This is a genomic window from Pseudoxanthomonas sp. CF125, from assembly GCF_900104085.1.
In the GTDB taxonomy this organism is placed as follows: domain Bacteria; phylum Pseudomonadota; class Gammaproteobacteria; order Xanthomonadales; family Xanthomonadaceae; genus Pseudoxanthomonas_A.
Genome location: NZ_FNLD01000004.1, coordinates 1 through 18,962, shown reverse-complemented (window position 1 = coordinate 18,962; position 18,962 = coordinate 1). Strand labels below are relative to the sequence as shown.

At 63.0% G+C, this 18,962-nt stretch carries 30 protein-coding genes and 1 pseudogene; 1 reads left to right on the top strand and 30 read right to left on the bottom strand.

The genetic code is table 11. The features are described 5' to 3' along the window. The first annotated feature begins 8 nt into the window (after positions 1–8). Positions 9–1,616 (top strand): amidase, encoded by a 1,608-nt coding sequence (locus BLR66_RS17665; protein ID WP_093289973.1) that lies wholly within the window; start codon positions 9–11, stop codon positions 1,614–1,616. An 87-nt stretch (positions 1,617–1,703) separates the two neighbouring features. Here the strand turns inward: BLR66_RS17665 and BLR66_RS17660 are convergent, their stop codons facing one another. From BLR66_RS17660 to BLR66_RS17515, 30 genes and pseudogenes are all read right to left on the bottom strand, one after another. Then, on the bottom strand, positions 1,704–3,098 hold the full coding sequence (locus tag BLR66_RS17660) for a class II 3-deoxy-7-phosphoheptulonate synthase (RefSeq protein WP_093289972.1): 1,395 nt from the start codon (positions 3,096–3,098) through the stop codon (positions 1,704–1,706). A 74-nt stretch (positions 3,099–3,172) separates the two neighbouring features. Then, positions 3,173–3,685, bottom strand: coding sequence for a disulfide bond formation protein B (locus tag BLR66_RS17655; RefSeq protein ID WP_093289971.1), 513 nt, complete (start codon positions 3,683–3,685; stop codon positions 3,173–3,175). Between the two features lie 158 nt (positions 3,686–3,843). Beyond that, complete coding sequence (gene rplQ, locus BLR66_RS17650; protein ID WP_093289970.1) at positions 3,844–4,227, bottom strand: 50S ribosomal protein L17; 384 nt, start codon at positions 4,225–4,227, stop codon at positions 3,844–3,846. Between the two features lie 209 nt (positions 4,228–4,436). After that, positions 4,437–5,435 (bottom strand): DNA-directed RNA polymerase subunit alpha, encoded by a 999-nt coding sequence (gene rpoA, locus BLR66_RS17645; protein ID WP_093289969.1) that lies wholly within the window; start codon positions 5,433–5,435, stop codon positions 4,437–4,439. 51 nt (positions 5,436–5,486) lie between these two features. After that, positions 5,487–6,116: a 30S ribosomal protein S4 gene (gene rpsD / locus BLR66_RS17640; RefSeq protein ID WP_093289968.1), complete on the bottom strand. Its 630-nt coding sequence runs from the start codon at positions 6,114–6,116 to the stop codon at positions 5,487–5,489. A gap of 14 nt (positions 6,117–6,130) precedes the next feature. Beyond that, positions 6,131–6,523, bottom strand: a complete 393-nt coding sequence (gene rpsK, locus BLR66_RS17635) for a 30S ribosomal protein S11 (protein ID WP_093289967.1) — start codon at positions 6,521–6,523, stop codon at positions 6,131–6,133. Between the two features lie 12 nt (positions 6,524–6,535). Next, positions 6,536–6,892, bottom strand: a complete 357-nt coding sequence (rpsM, locus tag BLR66_RS17630; protein ID WP_093289966.1) for a 30S ribosomal protein S13 — start codon at positions 6,890–6,892, stop codon at positions 6,536–6,538. Positions 6,893–7,245: 353 nt separating this feature from the next. Next, positions 7,246–8,598: a preprotein translocase subunit SecY gene (gene secY / locus BLR66_RS17625; protein ID WP_093289965.1), complete on the bottom strand. Its 1,353-nt coding sequence runs from the start codon at positions 8,596–8,598 to the stop codon at positions 7,246–7,248. A 7-nt stretch (positions 8,599–8,605) separates the two neighbouring features. Then, entirely contained in the window at positions 8,606–9,049 is a 444-nt protein-coding gene (gene rplO, locus BLR66_RS17620; protein WP_176943968.1) for a 50S ribosomal protein L15, read from the bottom strand. Next, positions 9,049–9,246, bottom strand: coding sequence for a 50S ribosomal protein L30 (gene rpmD / locus BLR66_RS17615; protein WP_093289963.1), 198 nt, complete (start codon positions 9,244–9,246; stop codon positions 9,049–9,051). Before rpmD ends, rplO begins: the two co-directional genes overlap by 1 nt. Beyond that, positions 9,236–9,784 (bottom strand): 30S ribosomal protein S5, encoded by a 549-nt coding sequence (gene rpsE / locus BLR66_RS17610; RefSeq protein WP_093289962.1) that lies wholly within the window; start codon positions 9,782–9,784, stop codon positions 9,236–9,238. The genes rpmD and rpsE overlap by 11 nt, the downstream gene beginning before the upstream one ends. A gap of 169 nt (positions 9,785–9,953) precedes the next feature. Beyond that, positions 9,954–10,310 carry a 50S ribosomal protein L18 gene (rplR, locus tag BLR66_RS17605; protein ID WP_093289961.1) on the bottom strand — a complete coding sequence of 119 codons (357 nt, stop codon included), beginning with the start codon at positions 10,308–10,310 and terminating at the stop codon, positions 9,954–9,956. Positions 10,311–10,342: 32 nt separating this feature from the next. Beyond that, the gene (rplF, locus tag BLR66_RS17600) at positions 10,343–10,870 is read right to left on the bottom strand and encodes a 50S ribosomal protein L6 (RefSeq protein ID WP_093289960.1); all 528 of its coding nucleotides are present in this window, start codon (positions 10,868–10,870) and stop codon (positions 10,343–10,345) included. A 12-nt stretch (positions 10,871–10,882) separates the two neighbouring features. Then, on the bottom strand, positions 10,883–11,278 hold the full coding sequence (gene rpsH, locus BLR66_RS17595; protein WP_093289959.1) for a 30S ribosomal protein S8: 396 nt from the start codon (positions 11,276–11,278) through the stop codon (positions 10,883–10,885). A gap of 133 nt (positions 11,279–11,411) precedes the next feature. Beyond that, on the bottom strand, positions 11,412–11,717 hold the full coding sequence (gene rpsN / locus BLR66_RS17590; protein ID WP_093289958.1) for a 30S ribosomal protein S14: 306 nt from the start codon (positions 11,715–11,717) through the stop codon (positions 11,412–11,414). A gap of 20 nt (positions 11,718–11,737) precedes the next feature. Then, positions 11,738–12,280, bottom strand: a complete 543-nt coding sequence (rplE, locus tag BLR66_RS17585) for a 50S ribosomal protein L5 (protein WP_093289957.1) — start codon at positions 12,278–12,280, stop codon at positions 11,738–11,740. 11 nt (positions 12,281–12,291) lie between these two features. Continuing rightward, positions 12,292–12,606: a 50S ribosomal protein L24 gene (rplX, locus tag BLR66_RS17580; RefSeq protein ID WP_093289956.1), complete on the bottom strand. Its 315-nt coding sequence runs from the start codon at positions 12,604–12,606 to the stop codon at positions 12,292–12,294. A gap of 15 nt (positions 12,607–12,621) precedes the next feature. Beyond that, positions 12,622–12,990: a 50S ribosomal protein L14 gene (gene rplN / locus BLR66_RS17575; RefSeq protein WP_019186153.1), complete on the bottom strand. Its 369-nt coding sequence runs from the start codon at positions 12,988–12,990 to the stop codon at positions 12,622–12,624. A 16-nt stretch (positions 12,991–13,006) separates the two neighbouring features. Beyond that, on the bottom strand, positions 13,007–13,273 hold the full coding sequence (rpsQ, locus tag BLR66_RS17570) for a 30S ribosomal protein S17 (RefSeq protein WP_093289955.1): 267 nt from the start codon (positions 13,271–13,273) through the stop codon (positions 13,007–13,009). An 11-nt stretch (positions 13,274–13,284) separates the two neighbouring features. Further along, positions 13,285–13,485: a 50S ribosomal protein L29 gene (rpmC, locus tag BLR66_RS17565; protein ID WP_093289954.1), complete on the bottom strand. Its 201-nt coding sequence runs from the start codon at positions 13,483–13,485 to the stop codon at positions 13,285–13,287. Further along, positions 13,485–13,898 (bottom strand): 50S ribosomal protein L16, encoded by a 414-nt coding sequence (gene rplP, locus BLR66_RS17560; RefSeq protein WP_093289953.1) that lies wholly within the window; start codon positions 13,896–13,898, stop codon positions 13,485–13,487. The genes rpmC and rplP overlap by 1 nt, the downstream gene beginning before the upstream one ends. Before the next feature lie 6 nt (positions 13,899–13,904). Further along, on the bottom strand, positions 13,905–14,624 hold the full coding sequence (gene rpsC / locus BLR66_RS17555) for a 30S ribosomal protein S3 (protein ID WP_093289952.1): 720 nt from the start codon (positions 14,622–14,624) through the stop codon (positions 13,905–13,907). 18 nt (positions 14,625–14,642) lie between these two features. Then, positions 14,643–14,978, bottom strand: coding sequence for a 50S ribosomal protein L22 (gene rplV, locus BLR66_RS17550; protein ID WP_093289951.1), 336 nt, complete (start codon positions 14,976–14,978; stop codon positions 14,643–14,645). A gap of 10 nt (positions 14,979–14,988) precedes the next feature. Then, positions 14,989–15,267: a 30S ribosomal protein S19 gene (gene rpsS / locus BLR66_RS17545; protein ID WP_093289950.1), complete on the bottom strand. Its 279-nt coding sequence runs from the start codon at positions 15,265–15,267 to the stop codon at positions 14,989–14,991. 6 nt (positions 15,268–15,273) lie between these two features. Beyond that, positions 15,274–16,101: a 50S ribosomal protein L2 gene (gene rplB / locus BLR66_RS17540; protein WP_093289949.1), complete on the bottom strand. Its 828-nt coding sequence runs from the start codon at positions 16,099–16,101 to the stop codon at positions 15,274–15,276. Positions 16,102–16,111: 10 nt separating this feature from the next. After that, positions 16,112–16,426, bottom strand: a complete 315-nt coding sequence (rplW, locus tag BLR66_RS17535) for a 50S ribosomal protein L23 (protein WP_093289948.1) — start codon at positions 16,424–16,426, stop codon at positions 16,112–16,114. Continuing rightward, complete coding sequence (gene rplD, locus BLR66_RS17530) at positions 16,423–17,028, bottom strand: 50S ribosomal protein L4 (RefSeq protein ID WP_093289947.1); 606 nt, start codon at positions 17,026–17,028, stop codon at positions 16,423–16,425. Before rplD ends, rplW begins: the two co-directional genes overlap by 4 nt. Before the next feature lie 12 nt (positions 17,029–17,040). Continuing rightward, on the bottom strand, positions 17,041–17,694 hold the full coding sequence (gene rplC, locus BLR66_RS17525) for a 50S ribosomal protein L3 (RefSeq protein WP_093289946.1): 654 nt from the start codon (positions 17,692–17,694) through the stop codon (positions 17,041–17,043). A gap of 10 nt (positions 17,695–17,704) precedes the next feature. Further along, entirely contained in the window at positions 17,705–18,016 is a 312-nt protein-coding gene (gene rpsJ, locus BLR66_RS17520; protein ID WP_036212661.1) for a 30S ribosomal protein S10, read from the bottom strand. Positions 18,017–18,642: 626 nt separating this feature from the next. Next, a pseudogene (locus tag BLR66_RS17515) lies at positions 18,643–18,962 on the bottom strand (elongation factor Tu); the annotation flags it as partial.

Below are 18,962 nucleotides of genomic sequence, written 5' to 3'. Positions count from 1 at the left end.
GAAACACAATGCGGCGCATACCGCTTCTGCTGGCCCTCACGCTCGCGCTTGGCGCATGCGGCCCCAAAGCGCCCGATGCCGCCGCTCCGTCGGCGACCGAACCCACCGATTTCATCTTCGCCGAAACCGATATCAGCGACCTGCAGACCCGCATGCAAAAGGGCGAGCTGGACAGCCGCACCCTCACCCAGGCCTACCTGGACCGTATCGCCGCCATCGACAAGACGGGGCCGACGCTCAATGCAGTGATCGAGATCAATCCCGAGGCGCTGAAGGAAGCGGCCCTGCGCGATGTAGAACGCAAGACCAATTCCGTTCGCGGGCCGCTGCACGGCATCCCGATACTGCTCAAGGACAACATCGGCGCCACGCCCATGGCCAACTCCGCCGGTTCGCTGGCGATGAAGGATTTCCGCCCCAAGACCGACGCATTCCTGGTCCGTCGCCTACGCGAAGCCGGCGCGGTGATTCTGGGCAAGACCAACCTCAGCGAATGGGCCAATTTCCGTTCCACCCGCTCCACCTCCGGTTGGAGCGGCCGCGGCGGACAGACGCGCAATCCTTATGCCCTGGATCGCAACCCCTGCGGCTCCAGCTCCGGCAGCGCGGTGGCGGTATCGGCGAATCTTGTCGTGGCCGCGATCGGTACCGAGACCGACGGCAGCATCATCTGCCCTGCCGCGATGAACGGGCTGGTGGGATTGAAGCCCACCGTCGGCCTGGTGAGCCGCGACGGCATCATCCCCATCTCCTTCAGCCAGGACACTGCGGGACCGATGACCCGCAACGTCTCCGACGCGGCCTATCTGCTGACCGTGCTGGCGGGCCGCGACAACGCAGATCCAGCGACCGCCAACACCGCCTGGAACACCACGCTCGACTACCACTCGCATTTGAATGCCGATGGACTGAAAGGCGCGCGCATCGGCGTGATGCGCAGCAAGCTGTCGATCCATCCCGATGCCGCCGCGGCGATGGAAGTGGCCATCAAAACCATGCGCGAGGCTGGCGCGACCGTCGTCGATGCCGAGATCCCGACCGACGGCCAATGGTCGGACGACGAAAACACGCTGTTGCTCTACGAATTCAAGGCTGGGCTGGAACGCTACCTGCAGAAGCACGATGCGCCGCTCAAGACCCTGTCGCAGTTGATCGGCTACAACCAGCAATACCCGACTTCGGAAATGCCGTTCTTCGGGCAGGAGTTGTTCGAGCAGGCCAACGCCAAGGGCGGACTGGGCGAAATGGAATACATCAGCGCCCGATCGCGCGCGCGCCGCCTCGCCGGTCCCGAAGGCATCGATGCTGCGCTCAAGGCGCAACGGCTGGATGCGTTGATCGCCCCTGCCACCGGCCCGGCCTGGGTGACCGATCCGCTGACCGGCGACCACTTCCCCGGCGCCGGTTATGGCGCTGCGGCCGTGGCCGGCTATCCCAGCCTGACCATTCCGATGGGCAGCAGCAACGGGCTACCGCTGGGTATCGTTTTCATGGGCGCCGCCTGGAGCGAGCCGCGGCTCATCGAATTGGGCTATGCCTATGAGCAGCTCACCGGCGCGCGTATGCCGCCGCAGTACCTGCCCAGCGTGACCGTCGCGCGCAAACCTGCGCGCTGAAGCGACGCGCCGATCAGGGGCGCGTCGATCAACCCCTAATCAGCCCATCTACCTAAGGATGGGCAGCAGCAAAGTCCCGCAGACGAATTACCGCGCCGCGGGTGCGGCCAGCTGGTTCTGCTTGCGCACGATCGACATCGCGATCTCCAGTGACTGCTCGTAGTTCAGACGCGGATCCACCGTGGAGCGGTAAGCGCGCTCCAGATCGATATCGGTGAGTTCGCGCGCACCACCGGTGCATTCGGTCACATCCTCGCCGGTGAGCTCCAGATGCACACCGCCCAGGCGGGTGCCGGCGGCGGCGTGCAGATCGAACGACTGCTCCACTTCGCCGCGGATATTGTCGAAGCGGCGCGTCTTGTAGCCGTTGGAGGTGCTTTCGGTATTGCCGTGCATCGGATCGCACACCCACAGCACGCGGCGGCCGTCGCGGCGCACCGCATCCAGCAGCGGCGGCAGCTTCTCGGCGATCTGCGCCGCGCCCATGCGATGGATGAAGGTCAGGCGGCCCGGCTCGTCTTCCGGATTGAGGATGTCGATCAGGCGCAGCAGCTGGTCGGGATTCACCGACGGCCCGACTTTCAGCGCGATCGGATTGCGCACGCCGCGCAGGTATTCCACGTGCGCGCCGTCCACCGCCGCGGTGCGCATGCCGATCCACGGGTAGTGCGTGCTCAGATTGAACCAGCCCCACTGGCGCGGCACCTCGCGGGTCAGCGCTTCTTCGTACGGCAGCAACAGCGCTTCGTGCGAAGTGTAGAAATCGATGCGGTTGAGGTTATGCACTTCCGAGCCGGCCAGCGTTTCCATGAAACGCACCGCATCGCCGATGGAAGTGGCCATCTGCTGGTATTCGTTGGCGTTGGGCGAATAGCCCACCCAGTTGAGGTTCCAGTATTCGGGGTGATGCAGGTCGGCGAAGCCGCCATCGATCAGTGCGCGCACGAAATTCATGGTCATCGCCGAACGCGCGTGCGCCTTGATCATGCGGCGCGGATCGGGAATGCGCGCTTCGGCGGTGAATTCCGGCTGGTTGACCAGGTCGCCGCGGTAGCTCGGCAGGGTCACGCCGTCGCGGGTTTCGGTGTCGGTCGAACGCGGCTTGGCGTACTGACCGGCGAAGCGGCCCACGCGCACCACCGGCAAACGCAGACCGTGCACCAGCACCAGGCTCATCTGCAGCAGCACTTTCAGACGGTTGGAAATCAGGCCCGATTCGCAATCGCTGAAGCTCTCGGCGCAATCGCCGCCCTGCAGCAGGAAGCGCTTGCCTTCCTGCGCCTCGGCCAGTTGCTTCTTCAGCGAGAAAATTTCCCACGAGGTCACCAGCGGCGGCAACTGGCGCAGTTCGCCCAACGCCGATTCCAACGCCTCCGCGTCCGGATACGTGGGCATCTGCACCGCCGTGCGCGAACGCCAGGAAGCGGGCGCCCAGTCGGTGGGAAGATTCACGGCACGGAGATTGCGGTCGGTATTGCTCATGGTGGGGCTACTTGATCAGCTGTCACTCAGCGGATCACCATGTTGCCAGATTGATGCGCCGCGTCAAAATGTCGTTACGCTTGCAACTTACGCCGGCCGAATGCGGCGAACAGCGCCCAGGCCAGCAAGGCCAGGAACCAGGCCAGGCTCCACTCCGGCATCGACAGGCCCAGGAAGGTCCAGTCCACCACCGCGCACTCGCCCGAGCCGGTGAACACCTTGCGCAGCACATCGGCGAAAGGGAACGCTTCCATCATGTACGCCAAGTCCGGACCGCAGGCGGGCACCTTGTCGGCGGGCAGGTGCTGCAGCCAGACGTGGCGTCCGGCCACTGCCAGGCCCAGAGCGGAAGCCACCAGGGCCAGCCCGCCGTACGCGCCGCGACCGCCTGCGCTCTTTGGCGAGTGCAGGCCGCCGATCAGGAACACCACCGCCAGCAATACGAATGCCCCACGCTGGAACGTGCACAACGGGCATGGGTTCAGACCCAACTGGTACTGCGAGTAGAAGGCGAACCCCAGCAGCGCCACGCAGATGGCGAACCCGGTCAGGAATTGGGTGCGGAAAGACCACTGAAAGGGATTCATGGCAAACCTGTTCGAAAACGATGGCGGCCATTATCTCCGCGCACGCCCGCACCGTCACATGCCACAAGTGCCGGCTGGCCGGCTAACTCATGCCGGCGGCCAGAAAAACAAAACCCCGGCCAGGCCGGGGTCTGTATATAGCTTGCTGCAGGCTTGGATTACTCAGCCGACAGTGCCGCCGCTTCCGGACGGTCCAGCAGTTCGACATACGCCATCGGCGCATTGTCGCCGGAGCGGAAACCGCACTTGAGGATGCGCAGGTAGCCGCCCGGACGCGACTGGTAGCGCGGGCCCAGGGTGGTGAACAGCGTACCCACCGCTTCCTTGTCGCGCAGACGCGCGAAAGCAAGGCGGCGATTGGCGACGCCATCGACCTTGGCCAGAGTGATGAGGGGCTCTGCGACGCGGCGCAGTTCCTTGGCCTTGGGCAGGGTCGTGCGGATCAGGCCCTGCTTGATCAACGAAGCGGCCATGTTGCTGAACATCGCCTGGCGATGGGCGCTGGTGCGGCTGAATTTGCGGCCGGCTTTCTGGTGGCGCATGGTCTTGATTCCTGGTTAATGTTGATGCTGTTGGAGTTCGCTGTCGCCATCATGGCGTTGGTGCTTGGACTGCGGATGGCCCTAGCCCGTTCGTCCTGATCGGGCATCGCCGCGCACCTTCGGGCGCGTCGGCGTTGTGTTGCGTGCTCAATGTTGCATGTTCAACCGGATCCCCGCAGTTGCTGCGGGGACCCGTTACAACTATTGGATCAGCCGAGCATGCCGTGCTGGGAAACGCCGGCCGGCGGCCAGTTTTCCAGCTTCATGCCCAGGGAAAGGCCGCGCTGTGCGAGGACTTCCTTGATCTCGGTCAGCGACTTCTTGCCGAGGTTCGGGGTCTTCAACAGTTCGACTTCGGTCTTCTGGATCAGGTCGCCGATGTAGTAGATGCTCTCGGCCTTGAGGCAGTTGGCCGAACGCACGGTCAGCTCCAGGTCGTCGATCGGGCGCAGCAGCACCGGATCCACGCCGCTGGCGGCCGGCTTGGCCGCACCGCGATCGCGGTGGGTGAAGTCGCCGAACACCGACAGCTGGTCGCTGAGGATGTCGGCGGCGGTGCGCACGGCTTCCTCGGCGTCGATGGTGCCGTTGGTTTCGATTTCCAGGACCAGCTTGTCCAGGTCGGTACGCTGTTCGACGCGTGCGGCTTCCACCGCATAGGCGACGCGGCGGACCGGCGAGAACGAAGCGTCCAGCATCAAACGGCCGATGGCGCGGGTTTCTTCATCCGGGCGGCGACGGGCGGCGGCCGGCTGGTAGCCGAAGCCGCGCTCGATCTTCAGGCGCATGTTGATCGCCGTGTCCTTGGTCAGGTTGCAGATGACCAGTTCCGGGTTCAGGATTTCGACGTTGTGGTCGGTCTTGATGTCCGCGGCGGTGACCACGCCCGGGCCCTGCTTGGCCAGGGTCAGGGTGGAGCTGTCGCCGGTGTGGATGCGGATGGCGACGTCTTTCAGGTTCAACAGGACTTCAAGCACGTCTTCCTGCAGGCCTTCGATGGTGCTGTATTCGTGCAGAACGCCGTCGATCTCGACTTCGGTGATCGCGAAGCCGGGGATGGACGAGAGCAGCACGCGACGCAGCGCATTGCCCAGGGTGTGGCCGTAGCCGCGTTCCAGCGGCTCGATCACGACCTTGGCGCGATTGTCGCCAAGGCGTTCGATTTGCGGGCCGCGGGGGCGCAGCACCTGCTGTGTGGTAACCGTCATGTTGCTTGGTCTCCTGCAAATCCCCGGCTGATCCGGGGATTCGTGATGGGATTACTTCGAGTACAACTCGACGATCAGCGCTTCGTTGATGTCGGCAGGCAGATCTGCGCGATCCGGCACGGCCTTGAACACGCCGCTGAACTTCTTCGAGTCCACTTCAACCCACGAGGGGCTGAGGTCCATCTGTGCGGACACGGTCAGCGATTCCTGGACGCGCAACTGCTTCTGCGCCTTTTCGGAAAGCTCGATCGCGTCGCCGGCCTTGACCTGGTAGGACGGCAGATTCACCGACTTGCCGTTGACCAGCACGCCGCGGTGCGAAACCAGCTGGCGGGCCGAGGGACGGGTGATGGCGAAGCCCATGCGGTAGACGACGTTGTCCAGGCGGGTTTCCAACAACTGCAGCAGGTTCTCGCCGGTGTTGCCCTTCTTGGTCGAGGCCTTCTTGTAGTAGTTGCGGAACTGACGCTCCAGCAGGCCGTAGATACGCTTGACCTTCTGCTTTTCGCGCAGCTGGGTGGCGTAATCGGACAGCTTGCCCTTGCGGGCGGTAGCGCCGTGCTGGCCGGGCTTCTGCTCCAGCTTGCACTTGGAATCCAGCGCGCGCGCCGGGCTTTTAAGGGAAAGATCGACGCCTTCGCGGCGGGCGAGCTTACAGGTAGGACCAATATAACGAGCCATTTCTCTTCAGCTCCTCAGACGCGACGCTTTTTAGGCGGGCGGCAACCGTTATGCGGAATAGGCGTAACGTCGATGATGTTGGTGATTTTGTAACCAACGTTGTTGAGCGAACGCACCGCGGACTCGCGGCCCGGGCCGGGGCCCTTGATGCGCACTTCCAACGACTTCAGACCGTAGTCCAGTGCTGCGCGGCCGGCTTTTTCGGCGGCGACCTGCGCTGCGAACGGCGTGGACTTGCGGGAACCGCGGAAACCCGCGCCGCCCGAAGTGGCCCACGACAGCGCATTGCCCTGGCGATCGGTGATGGTGACGATGGTGTTGTTGAAAGAAGCGTGGACGTGGGCGACGCCGTCGGTGACGACGCGCTTGATCTTCTTCTTTACTTTTGCTGCTGCTGGTTTGGCCATGATGCGCGCCCCTTACTTCTTGATGGCTTTGCGCGGACCCTTGCGGGTGCGTGCATTGGTACGGGTGCGCTGGCCACGCAGCGGCAAGCCACGGCGATGGCGCAGGCCGCGGTAGCAGCCCAGGTCCATCAGGCGCTTGATCGCCATACCCACTTCGCGACGGAGGTCGCCTTCGACGATGAACTTGCCGATTTCGGCGCGCAGGCGCTCGACTTCCGGCTCGGACAGGTCACGGATCTTGGTGGTGGAAGTGACGCCTGCGGTTTCGCAGACCTTCTTCGACCGGGTACGGCCTATGCCGTAAATGCTCTGCAACCCGACCCAGACATGCTTCTGGGCAGGCAGGTTGACACCTGCAATACGCGCCATGACGCGACTCTCCAACTGTGTTTGATGGCCCGATTGCAGGCAAATCCGTGAGGATTCGGTGCAAGCCGGCGGAGTGAACTACGAATTTTAACAAGATCTCGGGTTTCTGGGAAGCCCTGGCAGGCCGAAGCCTGCCAGGACCACGGCATGGGGAGTGTGCCCATGCTCCGGCGCCGGAACCTGCCTGATCCGGGTCGATGTCCGGCTTTCGCCGTTCCTCTCCCCTTCTCGCCCCGCGCTACTCTTGCGCAGGGACTGACTGATTCTCACCCGCGCACGAGATCGCTGCACAGGCCGCCCATCTAAGTCGCCGGCCCGGGAGCGTCCGCCCCGCGAGCCTGCTGGTGTTGTTTCTAGCCCCGCGACAAACCGCCGCGCGAGCCGCCTTTCAGGTTCGCCTTCTTCAACAGGCTTTCGTACTGGTGCGACATCAGGTGCGCCTGGACCTGGGCGATGAAATCCATCACCACCACCACCACGATCAGCAGCGAGGTGCCGCCGAAGTAGAACGAGGTGCCCAGCTGGGTACGCATGATTTCCGGCAACAGGCAGACCGCGACCAGGTACAGCGAACCGACCGCGGTAAGACGGGTCAACACCGCATCCACGTAATCGGCGGTCGCCTTGCCCGGACGGATGCCCGGAATCAGCGCGCCCGACTTCTTCAGGTTGTCGGCCGTTTCCTGCGAGTTGAACACCAGCGCCGTGTAGAAGAACGCGAAGCCGATGATCATCGCCGCGAACACGATCATGTGCAGCGGCTCGCCCGGCGCCAGCGCCTGGGAGATGCGTTGCAGCCACACGGTCGAGGTGGACTGGCCGGACCACAGCGCCAGCGTGGCCGGGAAGGCCAGGATGCTGGAAGCGAAGATCGGCGGAATCACACCTGCCATGTTGAGCTTGAGCGGCAGGAACGAGGTCTGGTTCATGTACGCGTTGCGGCCGCCCTGGCGCCTGGCGTAGTTCACCGTGATCCGGCGCTGCCCCCGCTCCATGAAGACGACGAAATAAGTGAATGCCGCTACCGTCAGCACGATCAGGATCAAGGCGATGGCGCTGATGGTGCCGTTGCGGAAAGCCTCGACCGTATTGATCACCGCCACCGGCAAGCCAGCTACGATGCCCGCGAAGATGATCAGCGACACGCCGTTGCCGACGCCGCGCTCGGTCACCTGCTCGCCCACCCACATCAGGAAGATGGTGCCTGCGGTCAATGCCACCACCGCGGTCAGCACGAAGCCCATGCCCGGGCTGTACACCACCGGCATGCCGTTCGGCGCGATCTGGTTCTGCAAGGCGACCGCGATGCTGCCGCCCTGCACCACCGCCAGCAATACCGCGCCCATGCGCGAATACTGGGTGATCTTGCGACGGCCGGATTCGCCTTCCTTCTGCATCGCCTTCAGCGAAGGAAAGATGTGCACGGCCAGCTGGAACACGATGGACGCCGAGATGTAGGGCATCACGTTGAGCGCGAAGATGCTGAAACGGTGCAAGGCGCCGCCCGAGAACATGTTGAACATGTCCACGATGCCGCCGCCCTGCGCCTGCATCATCGCCAGCATCGCATCGGGGTTCACGCCGGGAACCGGAATGAAGCAACCGATGCGGTAGACGATCAGCGCACCGACCACGAACAGCAGACGCTGGCGCAGTTCGGTGAACTTGCCCAACCCGCCTACGCCGCCTGTGTTGCCTTGCGCCATTCGTCGATTACTCCTGCACGCTGCCGCCGACGGCTTCGATCGCCGCCTTGGCACCGGCCGTGGCAGTGATGCCCTTCAGCACGAACTTCTTGGTCAACTCGCCCTTCTTGACGATCTTGGCGCGCTTGGCCGAGGTCGGCACCAGCTTGGCGGCACGCAGCGCGGCGAAATCGATCTCGCCGGCTTCGAGCTTGTCCAACTGGTAGGACAGCACTTCGGCGCAGTCCAGCTTCAGCTTCGAGCGGAAGCCGACCTTGGGCAGGCGCTTGATCAGGGGCATCTGGCCGCCTTCGAACTTGGCCTTGATCTTGCCCTTGCCCGAACGCGCGAACGAACCCTTGTGGCCGCGGCCGCAGGTCTTGCCCAGGCCCGAACCGATGCCGCGACCGACGCGCTTGCGCTCGGTGCGGGCGCCTTCGCCCGGCTTCAATGTATTGAGATGCATATCGATTACTCCTCGACGCGTACGAGGTAGTGAACCTTGTTGATCAGGCCGCGTACTTGCGGGCTGTCCTTCAGTTCACGCACATCGTTGAGCTTGTTCAGGCCCAGCGCCTTCACCGACAAGCGGTGGATGCCCTGGGAACCACGCAGGCCGCGCACCAGGCGGACCTTGACCGTACCGGTCTTGTTGGACTCACTTGCCATAATTGAGTTCCTCGATCTTCTTGCCGCGCTTGGCCGCGATGCGGGTCGGCGACTGCATGTCGCCCAGGCCCTTCAGCGTGGCGCGCACCAGGTTGATGGGATTGCGCGAACCTACGGCCTTGGCCAGCACGTTCTTCACGCCCACCGCTTCCAGCACCGCGCGCATGGCGCCGCCGGCGATCACGCCGGTACCTTCGGAGGCCGGCTGCATGTACACGCGCGCCGCGCCGTGGCCGGCCTTGACCGGGTGCCACAAGGTGCCGTTGTTCAGGTCGACGTTGAGCATGCCCTTGCGCGCATATTCCATCGACTTCTGGATGGCGACCGGCACTTCGCGAGCCTTGCCGTAGCCGAAACCGATCTTGCCGTTGCCGTCGCCCACCACCGTCAACGCGGTGAAGGTGAACTGGCGACCGCCCTTGACCGTCTTGCTGACGCGGTTGACCGCGACCAGCTTCTCGATCATGCCGTCGTCTACTTTCTCTTCGCGGTTGCGGTCGCGATCACGACCCCGCGGTGCACGTTGTTCTTCAGCCATCTGCGTATTCCTTTGATGAGTAAGTGATTACGGCTGAGCCGCTTATAGTTGTGGAATGGAACGGTGAGCCGCAGCCGCGCGCAAAAGTCGCGGTGCGTCCGACAGAATCCCCTGCCGGCGGGTTAAAGCGTGGGGACAGGCCCCACCTGTTTCAATATGCGTGCGTCAATCAGAACTGCAGGCCGGCTTCGCGGGCGGCGTCGGCCAGGGCCTTGATGCGGCCGTGGTAACGGTAGCCCGAACGGTCGAAGGCGATCTTCTGGATGCCAGCGGCCACGGCGCGCTCGGCGATGACCTTGCCCACGCGGGCGGCGGCTTCGCTGTTCTTGCCGCTCTTCAGGCCTTCCTTGACGTCGGCCTGCAGCGTGTTGGCCGCGGCGATGACCTTGGATCCGTCGGCGCTGAACAGCTGCGCATACAGGTGCTGGCCGGTGCGCAGCACCGACAGGCGCGGCACGCCGAGCACACGGATATGGGCGCGGGTGCTCTTGGCGCGGCGGAGACGGGCGTTGTTCTTGATGCTCATGATCTTGATCCTTGGGAAGCGGATAAGCCTTATTAGGCCTTCTTGGCTTCCTTGCGAATGATGACTTCGTCGGAGTACTTCACGCCCTTGCCCTTATAGGGCTCCGGCGGACGGAAACCGCGAATCTTGGCGGCCACTTCACCGACGCGCTGCTTGTCCGAGCCCTGCACCAGGATTTCGGTCTGGGTCGGGGTGGTGATGGTGATGCCTTCCGGGGTCTTGAACAGCACCGGGTGCGAAAAGCCCAGCGACAGGTTCAGGTCCTTGCCGGCCATGGCAGCGCGGTAACCCACGCCCACCAGCTCAAGCTTGCGCTCGAAGCCTTCGGACACGCCCTTGACCATGTTGGCCAGGATCGCGCGGATGGTGCCGGTGATGGCGTCGTCGGCCGGGGTGGCCGGGGACAGGTTCAGCACGCCGTCTTCGAGCTTGATCTCGACGCCCGACGGCTTGACCAGCGACAGGGTGCCCTTCGGGCCCTTGACGCTCAGCGTATCGGACTGATTATTGAAATCGACGCCCTTCGGCAGGGTGATCGGCTGTTTGGCTACACGGGACATACGTTTACTCCCTTAAGCCACGAAGCACAGGACTTCACCGCCGACGCCCTGCTGGCGCGCCTGCGAGTCGGTCATGATGCCCTTGGAGGTGGAAATGATGGCGACGCCCAGGCCGTCCAGCACCTTGGGCAGATCGGCCTTGCCGCTGTACTTGCGCAGGCCCGAACGGGACACGCGGGTCAGGCGCTCGATCACCGGCTTGCCTTCGAAGTACTTCAGCACGATCTCGAGCTGCGGCTTGTTGTCGATGGTGTTGACGCGCGAATCGGCGATATAGCCTTCGGCCTTCAGTACGCCGGCGATGGCGACCTTGATGTTGGAAGACGGCATCTTCACCGTCGGCTTGCCTACAGCGGCCGCATTCTTGATGCGGACCAGCATGTCGGCGATGGGATCAGTCATGCTCATTGCGTATTACCCTTTGAGTAGCACCGATATCCGCTTTCGCGAAAATCTTAGGTTGGGATTAGGGATTGGAGATTCGGGATTGGGGAAAGCGCTTTCGCCAATCCCGAATCTCCAATCCCTAATCCCGGCTTTCTTACCAGCTGGCCTTGCGCAGGCCGGGAACGTCGCCGTTCATGGTGGCTTTGCGCAGCATGTTGCGGCCCAGGCCGAACTTGCTGTAGACGCCGCGCGAGCGGCCCGAAAGCGCGCAACGGTTGCGTTCGCGGCTGGGCGACGAATCGCGCGGCAGCTTCTGCAGCTTGGTCACGGCTTCCATTTTCTCTTCGTACGAAGCGGTCGGGCTGGAGATGGTCTTCTTCAGCGCTTCGCGCTTGGCGGCGTACTTCTTGGACAGTTTGGCCCGCTTGATGTCGCGGTTAACCATTGAGGTCTTTGCCATGCTCAGGTTTCCTTAGCGAATCAGTTGCGGAACGGGAATTTGAAAGCTTCGAGCAACGCCTTGGCTTCGGCGTCGGTCTTGGCGGTGGTGGTGATGGCGATATCCATGCCGCGGACCGCGTCGACCTGGTCGAAGTCGATTTCCGGGAAAATGATCTGTTCCTTCACGCCCATGTTGTAGTTGCCGCGGCCGTCGAACGAACGGCCGGACACGCCGCGGAAGTCGCGCACGCGCGGCAGCGACACGTTGACCAGACGATCGAAGAATTCGTACATCTTCGCGCGGCGCAGGGTCACCTTGCAGCCGATCGGCCAGCCGTCGCGGATCTTGAACGAAGCCACGGAAACGCGCGACTTGGTCGTGATCGGCTTCTGGCCGGTGATCTTGGCCAGGTCGGCGACCGCGTTCTCCAGGATCTTCTTGTTGGTCGCGGCTTCGCCCACGCCCATGTTGATGGTGATCTTGGTGATGCGCGGCACTTCCATCGGATTGGCGTAGCCGAACTTCTCGGTCAGGCTGGGAACAACCTGTTCCTTGTAGAACTTTTCGAGACGGGTGGTCATGACTTCATTCCTTAGGCGTCGAGCGCCTCACCGCTGGAGCGGAACACACGCAATTTGCGTCCATCCTCCAGCACCTTGAAACCGATACGCTCGCCCTTGCCGGAAGCCGGGTTGAACAGCGCGATATTGGAGATGTGCATCGAAGCTTCACGCTCGACCACGCCGCCGGCGACACCCGCCTGCGGATTCGGCTTGGTGTGGCGCTTGATGATGTTGACGTTGGAGACGATCACGCGATCGCCGTCCACACGCACCACGTCACCACGCTTGCCCTTGTCCTTGCCGGCGATGACGACCACTTGGTCGCCCTTCTTGATACGGTTCATATATAAGTCCTCGGCTCAGAGCACTTCAGGCGCGAGCGAAACGATCTTCATGAACTTCTCGGAACGCAGCTCGCGGGTTACTGGCCCGAAGATGCGGGTACCGATCGGTTCCTGCTTGTTGTTGAGCAGCACGGCCGCGTTGCCATCGAAGCGGATCAGCGAACCGTCCGCACGACGCACACCCTTGCGGGTACGCACCACGACGGCGTCGTAGACTTCGCCCTTCTTGACCTTGCCGCGCGGGATGGCGTCCTTGACGGTCACCTTGATGATGTCGCCAATGTGCGCATAACGGCGCTTGGAGCCGCCCAGCACTTTGATACACATCAGTTCCTTGGCGCCGGAGTTGTCGGCCGCGTCAAGGTAGCTCTGCATCTGGATCATGATTCAGGTTTCCTTGTTAGACGGCCGCACGGGTGACGATTTCCACCACGCGCCAGTTCTTGGTCTTGGACAGCGGGGCGATTTCGACCACGCGGACCACGTCGCCTTCGTTGCAGGCGTTGTCGGCATCGTGGGCGTGCAGCTTGCTGGAACGGCGGATGTACTTGCCGTACAGGGCATGCTTGACCTGACGCTCCACCAGTACGGTGACGGTCTTGTCCATCTTGTTGCTCACGACGCGGCCTTCGACCGTGCGCTGAGATTTCTCTTTGTTGTCGCTCATCACGGCGGTCCTTACTTCTGCTTGCTCGGTTGCGGCTGGCCGAGCAGGGTCTTGACGCGAGCGATCTCGCGGCGAACCCGACGGGTCTCATGGGTCTTCGGCAGCTGACCGGTGACCTGCTGCATGCGCAGGGAGAACTGCTCCTTGCGCAGGTCGGTCAGATGTTCGTTCAGCTGGTCCGCCGACTTCTCGCGGAGTTGTTTGAGTTCCATTAGCGCACCGTCCGGGTAACGAAAGTGGTGGTCACAGACAACTTGGCAGCAGCCAGGCGGAAAGCCTCGCGTGCGATTTCCTCGGTGACGCCTTCGATTTCATAAATCATGCGGCCCGGCTGGATCTGAGCCACCCAATATTCCACGTTGCCCTTACCGGAGCCCATGCGGACTTCGATCGGCTTCTTGGTGATCGGCTTGTCGGGGAACACGCGGATCCACATCTTGCCGCCACGCTTGACGTAACGGCTGATGGAACGGCGCGCGGCCTCGATCTGGCGCGCGGTCAGCTGACCGTGCGCAGTGGCCTTCAGGCCGTACTCGCCGAAACTGACGAGATTGCCGCTCCAGCTCAGGCCGTCGTTGCGGCCTTTGTGCTGCTTGCGGTACTTGGTACGTTTTGGTTGCAACATGGCCGATTACCTCGCGTCACGGTCACGGGCCGGACGCGACGGACGTTCGCTGCGCTCGGGGCGCGCTTCGTCCTGCTTTTCCTGGCCAATCTGGGAGAAGTCGAACACTTCGCCCTTGTAAACCCACACCTTGATTCCGATGATGCCGTAGGTGGTCTTCGCCTCGGCAAAACCGTAGTCGATGTCGGCGCGCAGCGTGTGCAGCGGCACGCGGCCTTCGCGGTACCACTCCGAACGGGCGATTTCCGCACCGTTCAAGCGGCCACCGACGTTGACCTTGATGCCCAGGGCGCCAAGACGGATCGCGTTGCCGACCGCGCGCTTCATCGCACGGCGGAACATGATGCGGCGCTCGAGCTGCTGGGCGATCGACTCGGCAACGAGCTGCGCGTCCAGTTCCGGCTTGCGCACTTCGGTGACGTTGATGTGCGCCGGGACGCCCATCAGGTCGCTCACTTCCTTGCGCAGCTTCTCGATGTCCTCACCGCGCTTGCCGATCACCACGCCCGGACGGGCGGTGTGGATGGTCACGCGTGCGGTGTTGTTGGGACGCTCGATCAGGATCTTGGAGATACCTGCCTGCGCCAGCTTCTTGCGCAGCATTTCGCGCACCTTGAGGTCGGCAGCCAGATACTCGGCATACAGGCCCTTCTTGGCGAACCACTTGGAGTTCCAGTCCTTGGCGATGCCCAGGCGGAACCCGATCGGATGAACTTTATGACCCATCGTTTTTTCCTTCCGCCTTTACTTGCCTGCGCCCACAACCACAGTGATGTGGCTGGTGCGCTTGAGGATACGGGTGCCGCGGCCCTTGGCCCGCGCCATGAAACGCTTCAGCGACGGACCTTCGTCGACCATGATGGTCACGATCTTCAGTTCGTCGACATCGGCGCCCTGGTTGTTCTCGGCATTGGCGATCGCCGACTCAACCACTTTCTTGATCATGTGCGCCGCTTTCTTGTCCGAGAACTTCAGCAAGTTGACGGCGCGTTCGGCCGACAGGCCGCGCACCTGGTCGGCGACCAGGCGGGCTTTCTGTGCGGAGATGCGCGCGGTGCGCAGGATGGCTTTAGCTTCCATGGTCATCTCCTTAACGCTTGCCCGGCGCGGCTTTCTTGTCGCCACCGTGACCCTTGAAGGTACGGGTGACGGCGAACTCGCCGAGTTTGTGGCCGACCATGTTCTCGTTGACCAGCACCGGGATATGGTTCTTGCCGTTGTGCACGGCGATGGTGAAACCCACCATTTCCGGCAGGATCATCGAACGACGCGACCAGGTCTTGATCGGACGCTTGCTGCCACCGGCGGCCTCCACCTTCTTGATGAGGTGATGGTCGACGAATGGGCCCTTCTTGAGTGAACGTGCCATGGTCGATTAGCCCCTACGATCGCGGACGATGAATTGCTGGGTGCGCTTGTTATGGCGCGTCTTGTAACCCTTGGTCGGTACGCCCCACGGGGTGACCGGATGCGGGTTGCCCTGGCCGGCCTTGGCCTCACCACCACCGTGCGGGTGATCGACCGGGTTCATGGCCGCGCCGCGAACGGTCGGCTTGATGCCGCGCCAACGCTTGGCACCGGCTTTACCCAGCTTCTCGAGGCTGTGCTCGGTGTTGCCGACTTCGCCGATGGTCGCGCAGCACTCGATCTGCACCTTGCGCATTTCGCCGGAGCGAAGACGCAGCGTGGCGAAACCCTGCTCGCGTGCGACCAGCTGCACGCCGGCGCCGGCGGCGCGAGCGATCTGCGCGCCCTTGCCCGGCTTCATCTCGATGGCGTGGATCGTGGTGCCGACCGGGATGTTGCGCAGCGGAAGCGTGTTGCCGGCGCGGATCGGGGCATCGCTACCTGCGATGACCTGGTCGCCCGCCTTCAGACCCTTCGGCGCGATGATGTAACGACGTTCGCCGTCGACATAGCAAAGCAGCGCGATATGGGCGGTGCGGTTCGGATCGTATTCGATGCGCTCGACGCGGGCGGGAATGCCGACCTTGTCGCGCTTGAAGTCGATCAGACGATAGTGCTGCTTGTGGCCACCACCGATGTGACGGGTGGTGATGCGGCCGTGGTGGTTACGGCCACCGCTCTTGCTTTGCGGCTCGAGCAGCGGCGCGTGCGGCGCACCCTTGTGCAGGTCGGGCGTCACGACGCGGACCGCGGAACGGCGGCCGGGCGAAGTGGGCTTGAATTTCATTAATGGCATGGGATGTTCCTCAGGCCTTGGCGGTTACGTCGATGGCCTGGCCTTCGGCCAGACGCACATACGCCTTGCGCCAGCTGCCGCGGCTGCCGGTGCGGTTACGGAAGGACTTGTTCTTGCCCTTGACGTTCAGCACGTTGACGCCTTCGACCTTGACGTCGAACAGCTGCTCGACCGCGGCCTTCACTTCGGCCTTGGTAGCGGTGCTCGAGATTTCAAAGACGTATTGGTTGGAGACTTCCTGCAGACGAGCGGTCTTCTCGGAGACCCGAGGAGCGCGCAGCACGCTGAAGATTTTTTCGTTGCTGATTTTGACGGCGGTGCTCATGCCAGCCACTCCTCGATCTTCTTGACCGCATCGGCGGTGATCACCACGGTGTCGGCGCCGACCAGCGAGGCCGGATCCAGGCCCTGCACGTCGCGCACTTCCACGTAGGGAAGGTTGCGGGCCGACAAGTACAGATGCTCGGAGGCCTCTTCGGTGACGATCAGCGGACGGCGACCGACTTCCAGGCCCTTGAGCTTGGCGATCAGGCCGGTGGTCTTGGCCGAATCGACGTCGAACGAGTCGACGACCATCAGGCGACCCTGGCGGTTGAGTTCCGACAGGATGGCCTTCATCGCCGCGCGGTACATCTTGCGGTTGACTTTCTGCTCGAAGCTGCGCGGTTTGGCGGCGAAGGTCCGGCCGCCGCCCACGAAGATCGGAGCGGTCAGGGCGCCATGGCGTGCACCGCCACCCTTCTGCTTCTTTGACTTCTTGGTGGTGCCGTTGACTTCCGAGCGCGTTTTCTGCGCCTTGGTGCCGGCGCGGCCCGCATTGCGGTACGCGACCACGACCTGGTGAACCAGGTCTTCACTGAATTCGCGGCCAAACACTTCGTCGGAAACCGACAATTTGTTGGCGCTGCCTGTGATGGCAAGTTCCATCATCGTTCTCCCTTATCCCTTGCTCGACGGACGCACGATCACGTCGCCACCCGGGGCACCCGGCACTGCGCCACGAATGGCGATCAGTCCGCGCTCGACATCGACTTTCACGACTTCCAGATTCTGCGTGCTCTGGTTCACCGCACCCATGTGGCCGGACATCTTCTTGCCCGGGAACACACGGCCCGGCGTCTGCCGCTGACCGAGCGAACCCGGCTGGCGGTGCGACAACGAGTTACCGTGGGTGGCGTCGCCCATGGTGAAGTTCCAACGCTTGATGGTGCCCTGGAAGCCCTTACCCTTGGTCACGCCCTGGACATCGACCTTCTGACCCACTTCGAAGATGTCGGCCTTGATTTCGCCGCCGACGGTGAAGTCGCCCAGCTTGTCGTCTTCCACACGCAGTTCCCACAAGCCACGACCGCCTTCGACCTTGGCCTTGGCCAGGTGACCAGCTGCCGGCTTGTTGATCAGCGCGGCGCGACGCGTGCCCACCACCACCTGCACGGCGCTGTAGCCGTCGGTTTCGGGGGTCTTGAGCTGGGTGATGCGGTTCGGGGTTGCTTCGATCAGGGTGACCGGGATGGACTTGCCATCTTCGGTGAACACCCGGGTCATGCCAGCCTTGCGGCCGACCAGACCCAACGAATATTTCTTCGCGGTCATGTCAGTGGCCTCAGGTCAGCTTGATCTGGACGTCGACGCCGGCAGCCAGTTCGAGCTTCATCAGCGCGTCCACGGTCTTGTCGTTGGGGTCGACGATATCGAGCACGCGCTTGTGCGTGCGGGTCTCGTACTGGTCACGCGCGTCTTTATCGACGTGCGGCGAGGTGAGAATGGTGTAGCGCTCGATCTTGGTCGGCAGCGGGATCGGGCCGCGCACTTGCGCGCCGGTCCGCTTGGCCGTTTCTACGATCTCGCTGGCCGAACGGTCGATCAGGCGATGATCGTACGCTTTGAGCCGGATCCGGATCTTTTGGTCCGCCATGACGGAGTTTCCTTGGTTAAAAGAGCGACGGGCGCGGCCTCTGGGATGCCTTGCCCCTGATTGATCTTGCTGGTTATTTCCCCGCTAGCCGCTGCTGGAACCCGCGACCGCATTGTGGGGATTCATCCTGAAAAGCTAGGCGGCCCGGTAAACCGGCCCGCCCAGACAGAAAAGTATAAGACGCGTGAATCGCCCCGTCAATAGCGGGGGCGCCAATTCTGGCCATCACGCGACATTTCCTTGTCTGGCGAACACGAGGCGCTTCCTGCACCTCTTTTCGCGGTAACCGGCGACCTCCCAGGAGGCGCTGGCGGATACTGCAACAACACGCCCGGCCTGTTAAGTCGGGCGCGAATCATACACTTAGTTTTGGAGCTTTGCCAGCATCTTGGCGGCTTGCTTGTGGATCCCCGCCTACGCGGGGATGACCATTTGGCAAAACCCTAGCCGCTACGCGGCTAGGGGCCAATCTGTCGGCCTGGATCCCCGCCTTCGCGGGGATGACGACGTGACAAGGCTAGTTTGGAGCTTTGCCAGCATCTTGGCGGCTTGCTTGTGGATCCCCGCCTGCGCGGGGATGACCATTTGGCAAAACCCTAGCCGCTACGCGGCTAGGGGCCAAATGGTCACTTGATGATCTTGGCCACCACGCCGGCGCCGACCGTACGGCCGCCCTCGCGGATCGCGAAGCGCAGGCCTTCGTCCATCGCCACCGGGTTGATCAGGGTGACCACCATCTTCACGTTGTCGCCCGGCATCACCATCTCGACGCCTTCCGGCAGCTCAACGGCGCCAGTGATGTCGGTGGTGCGGAAGTAGAACTGCGGACGGTAGCCCTTGAAGAACGGCGTGTGACGGCCGCCTTCGTCCTTGGACAGGACATAGACCTCGGCCTCGAACTCGGTGTGCGGCTTGATCGAACCGGGCTTGCACAGCACCTGGCCGC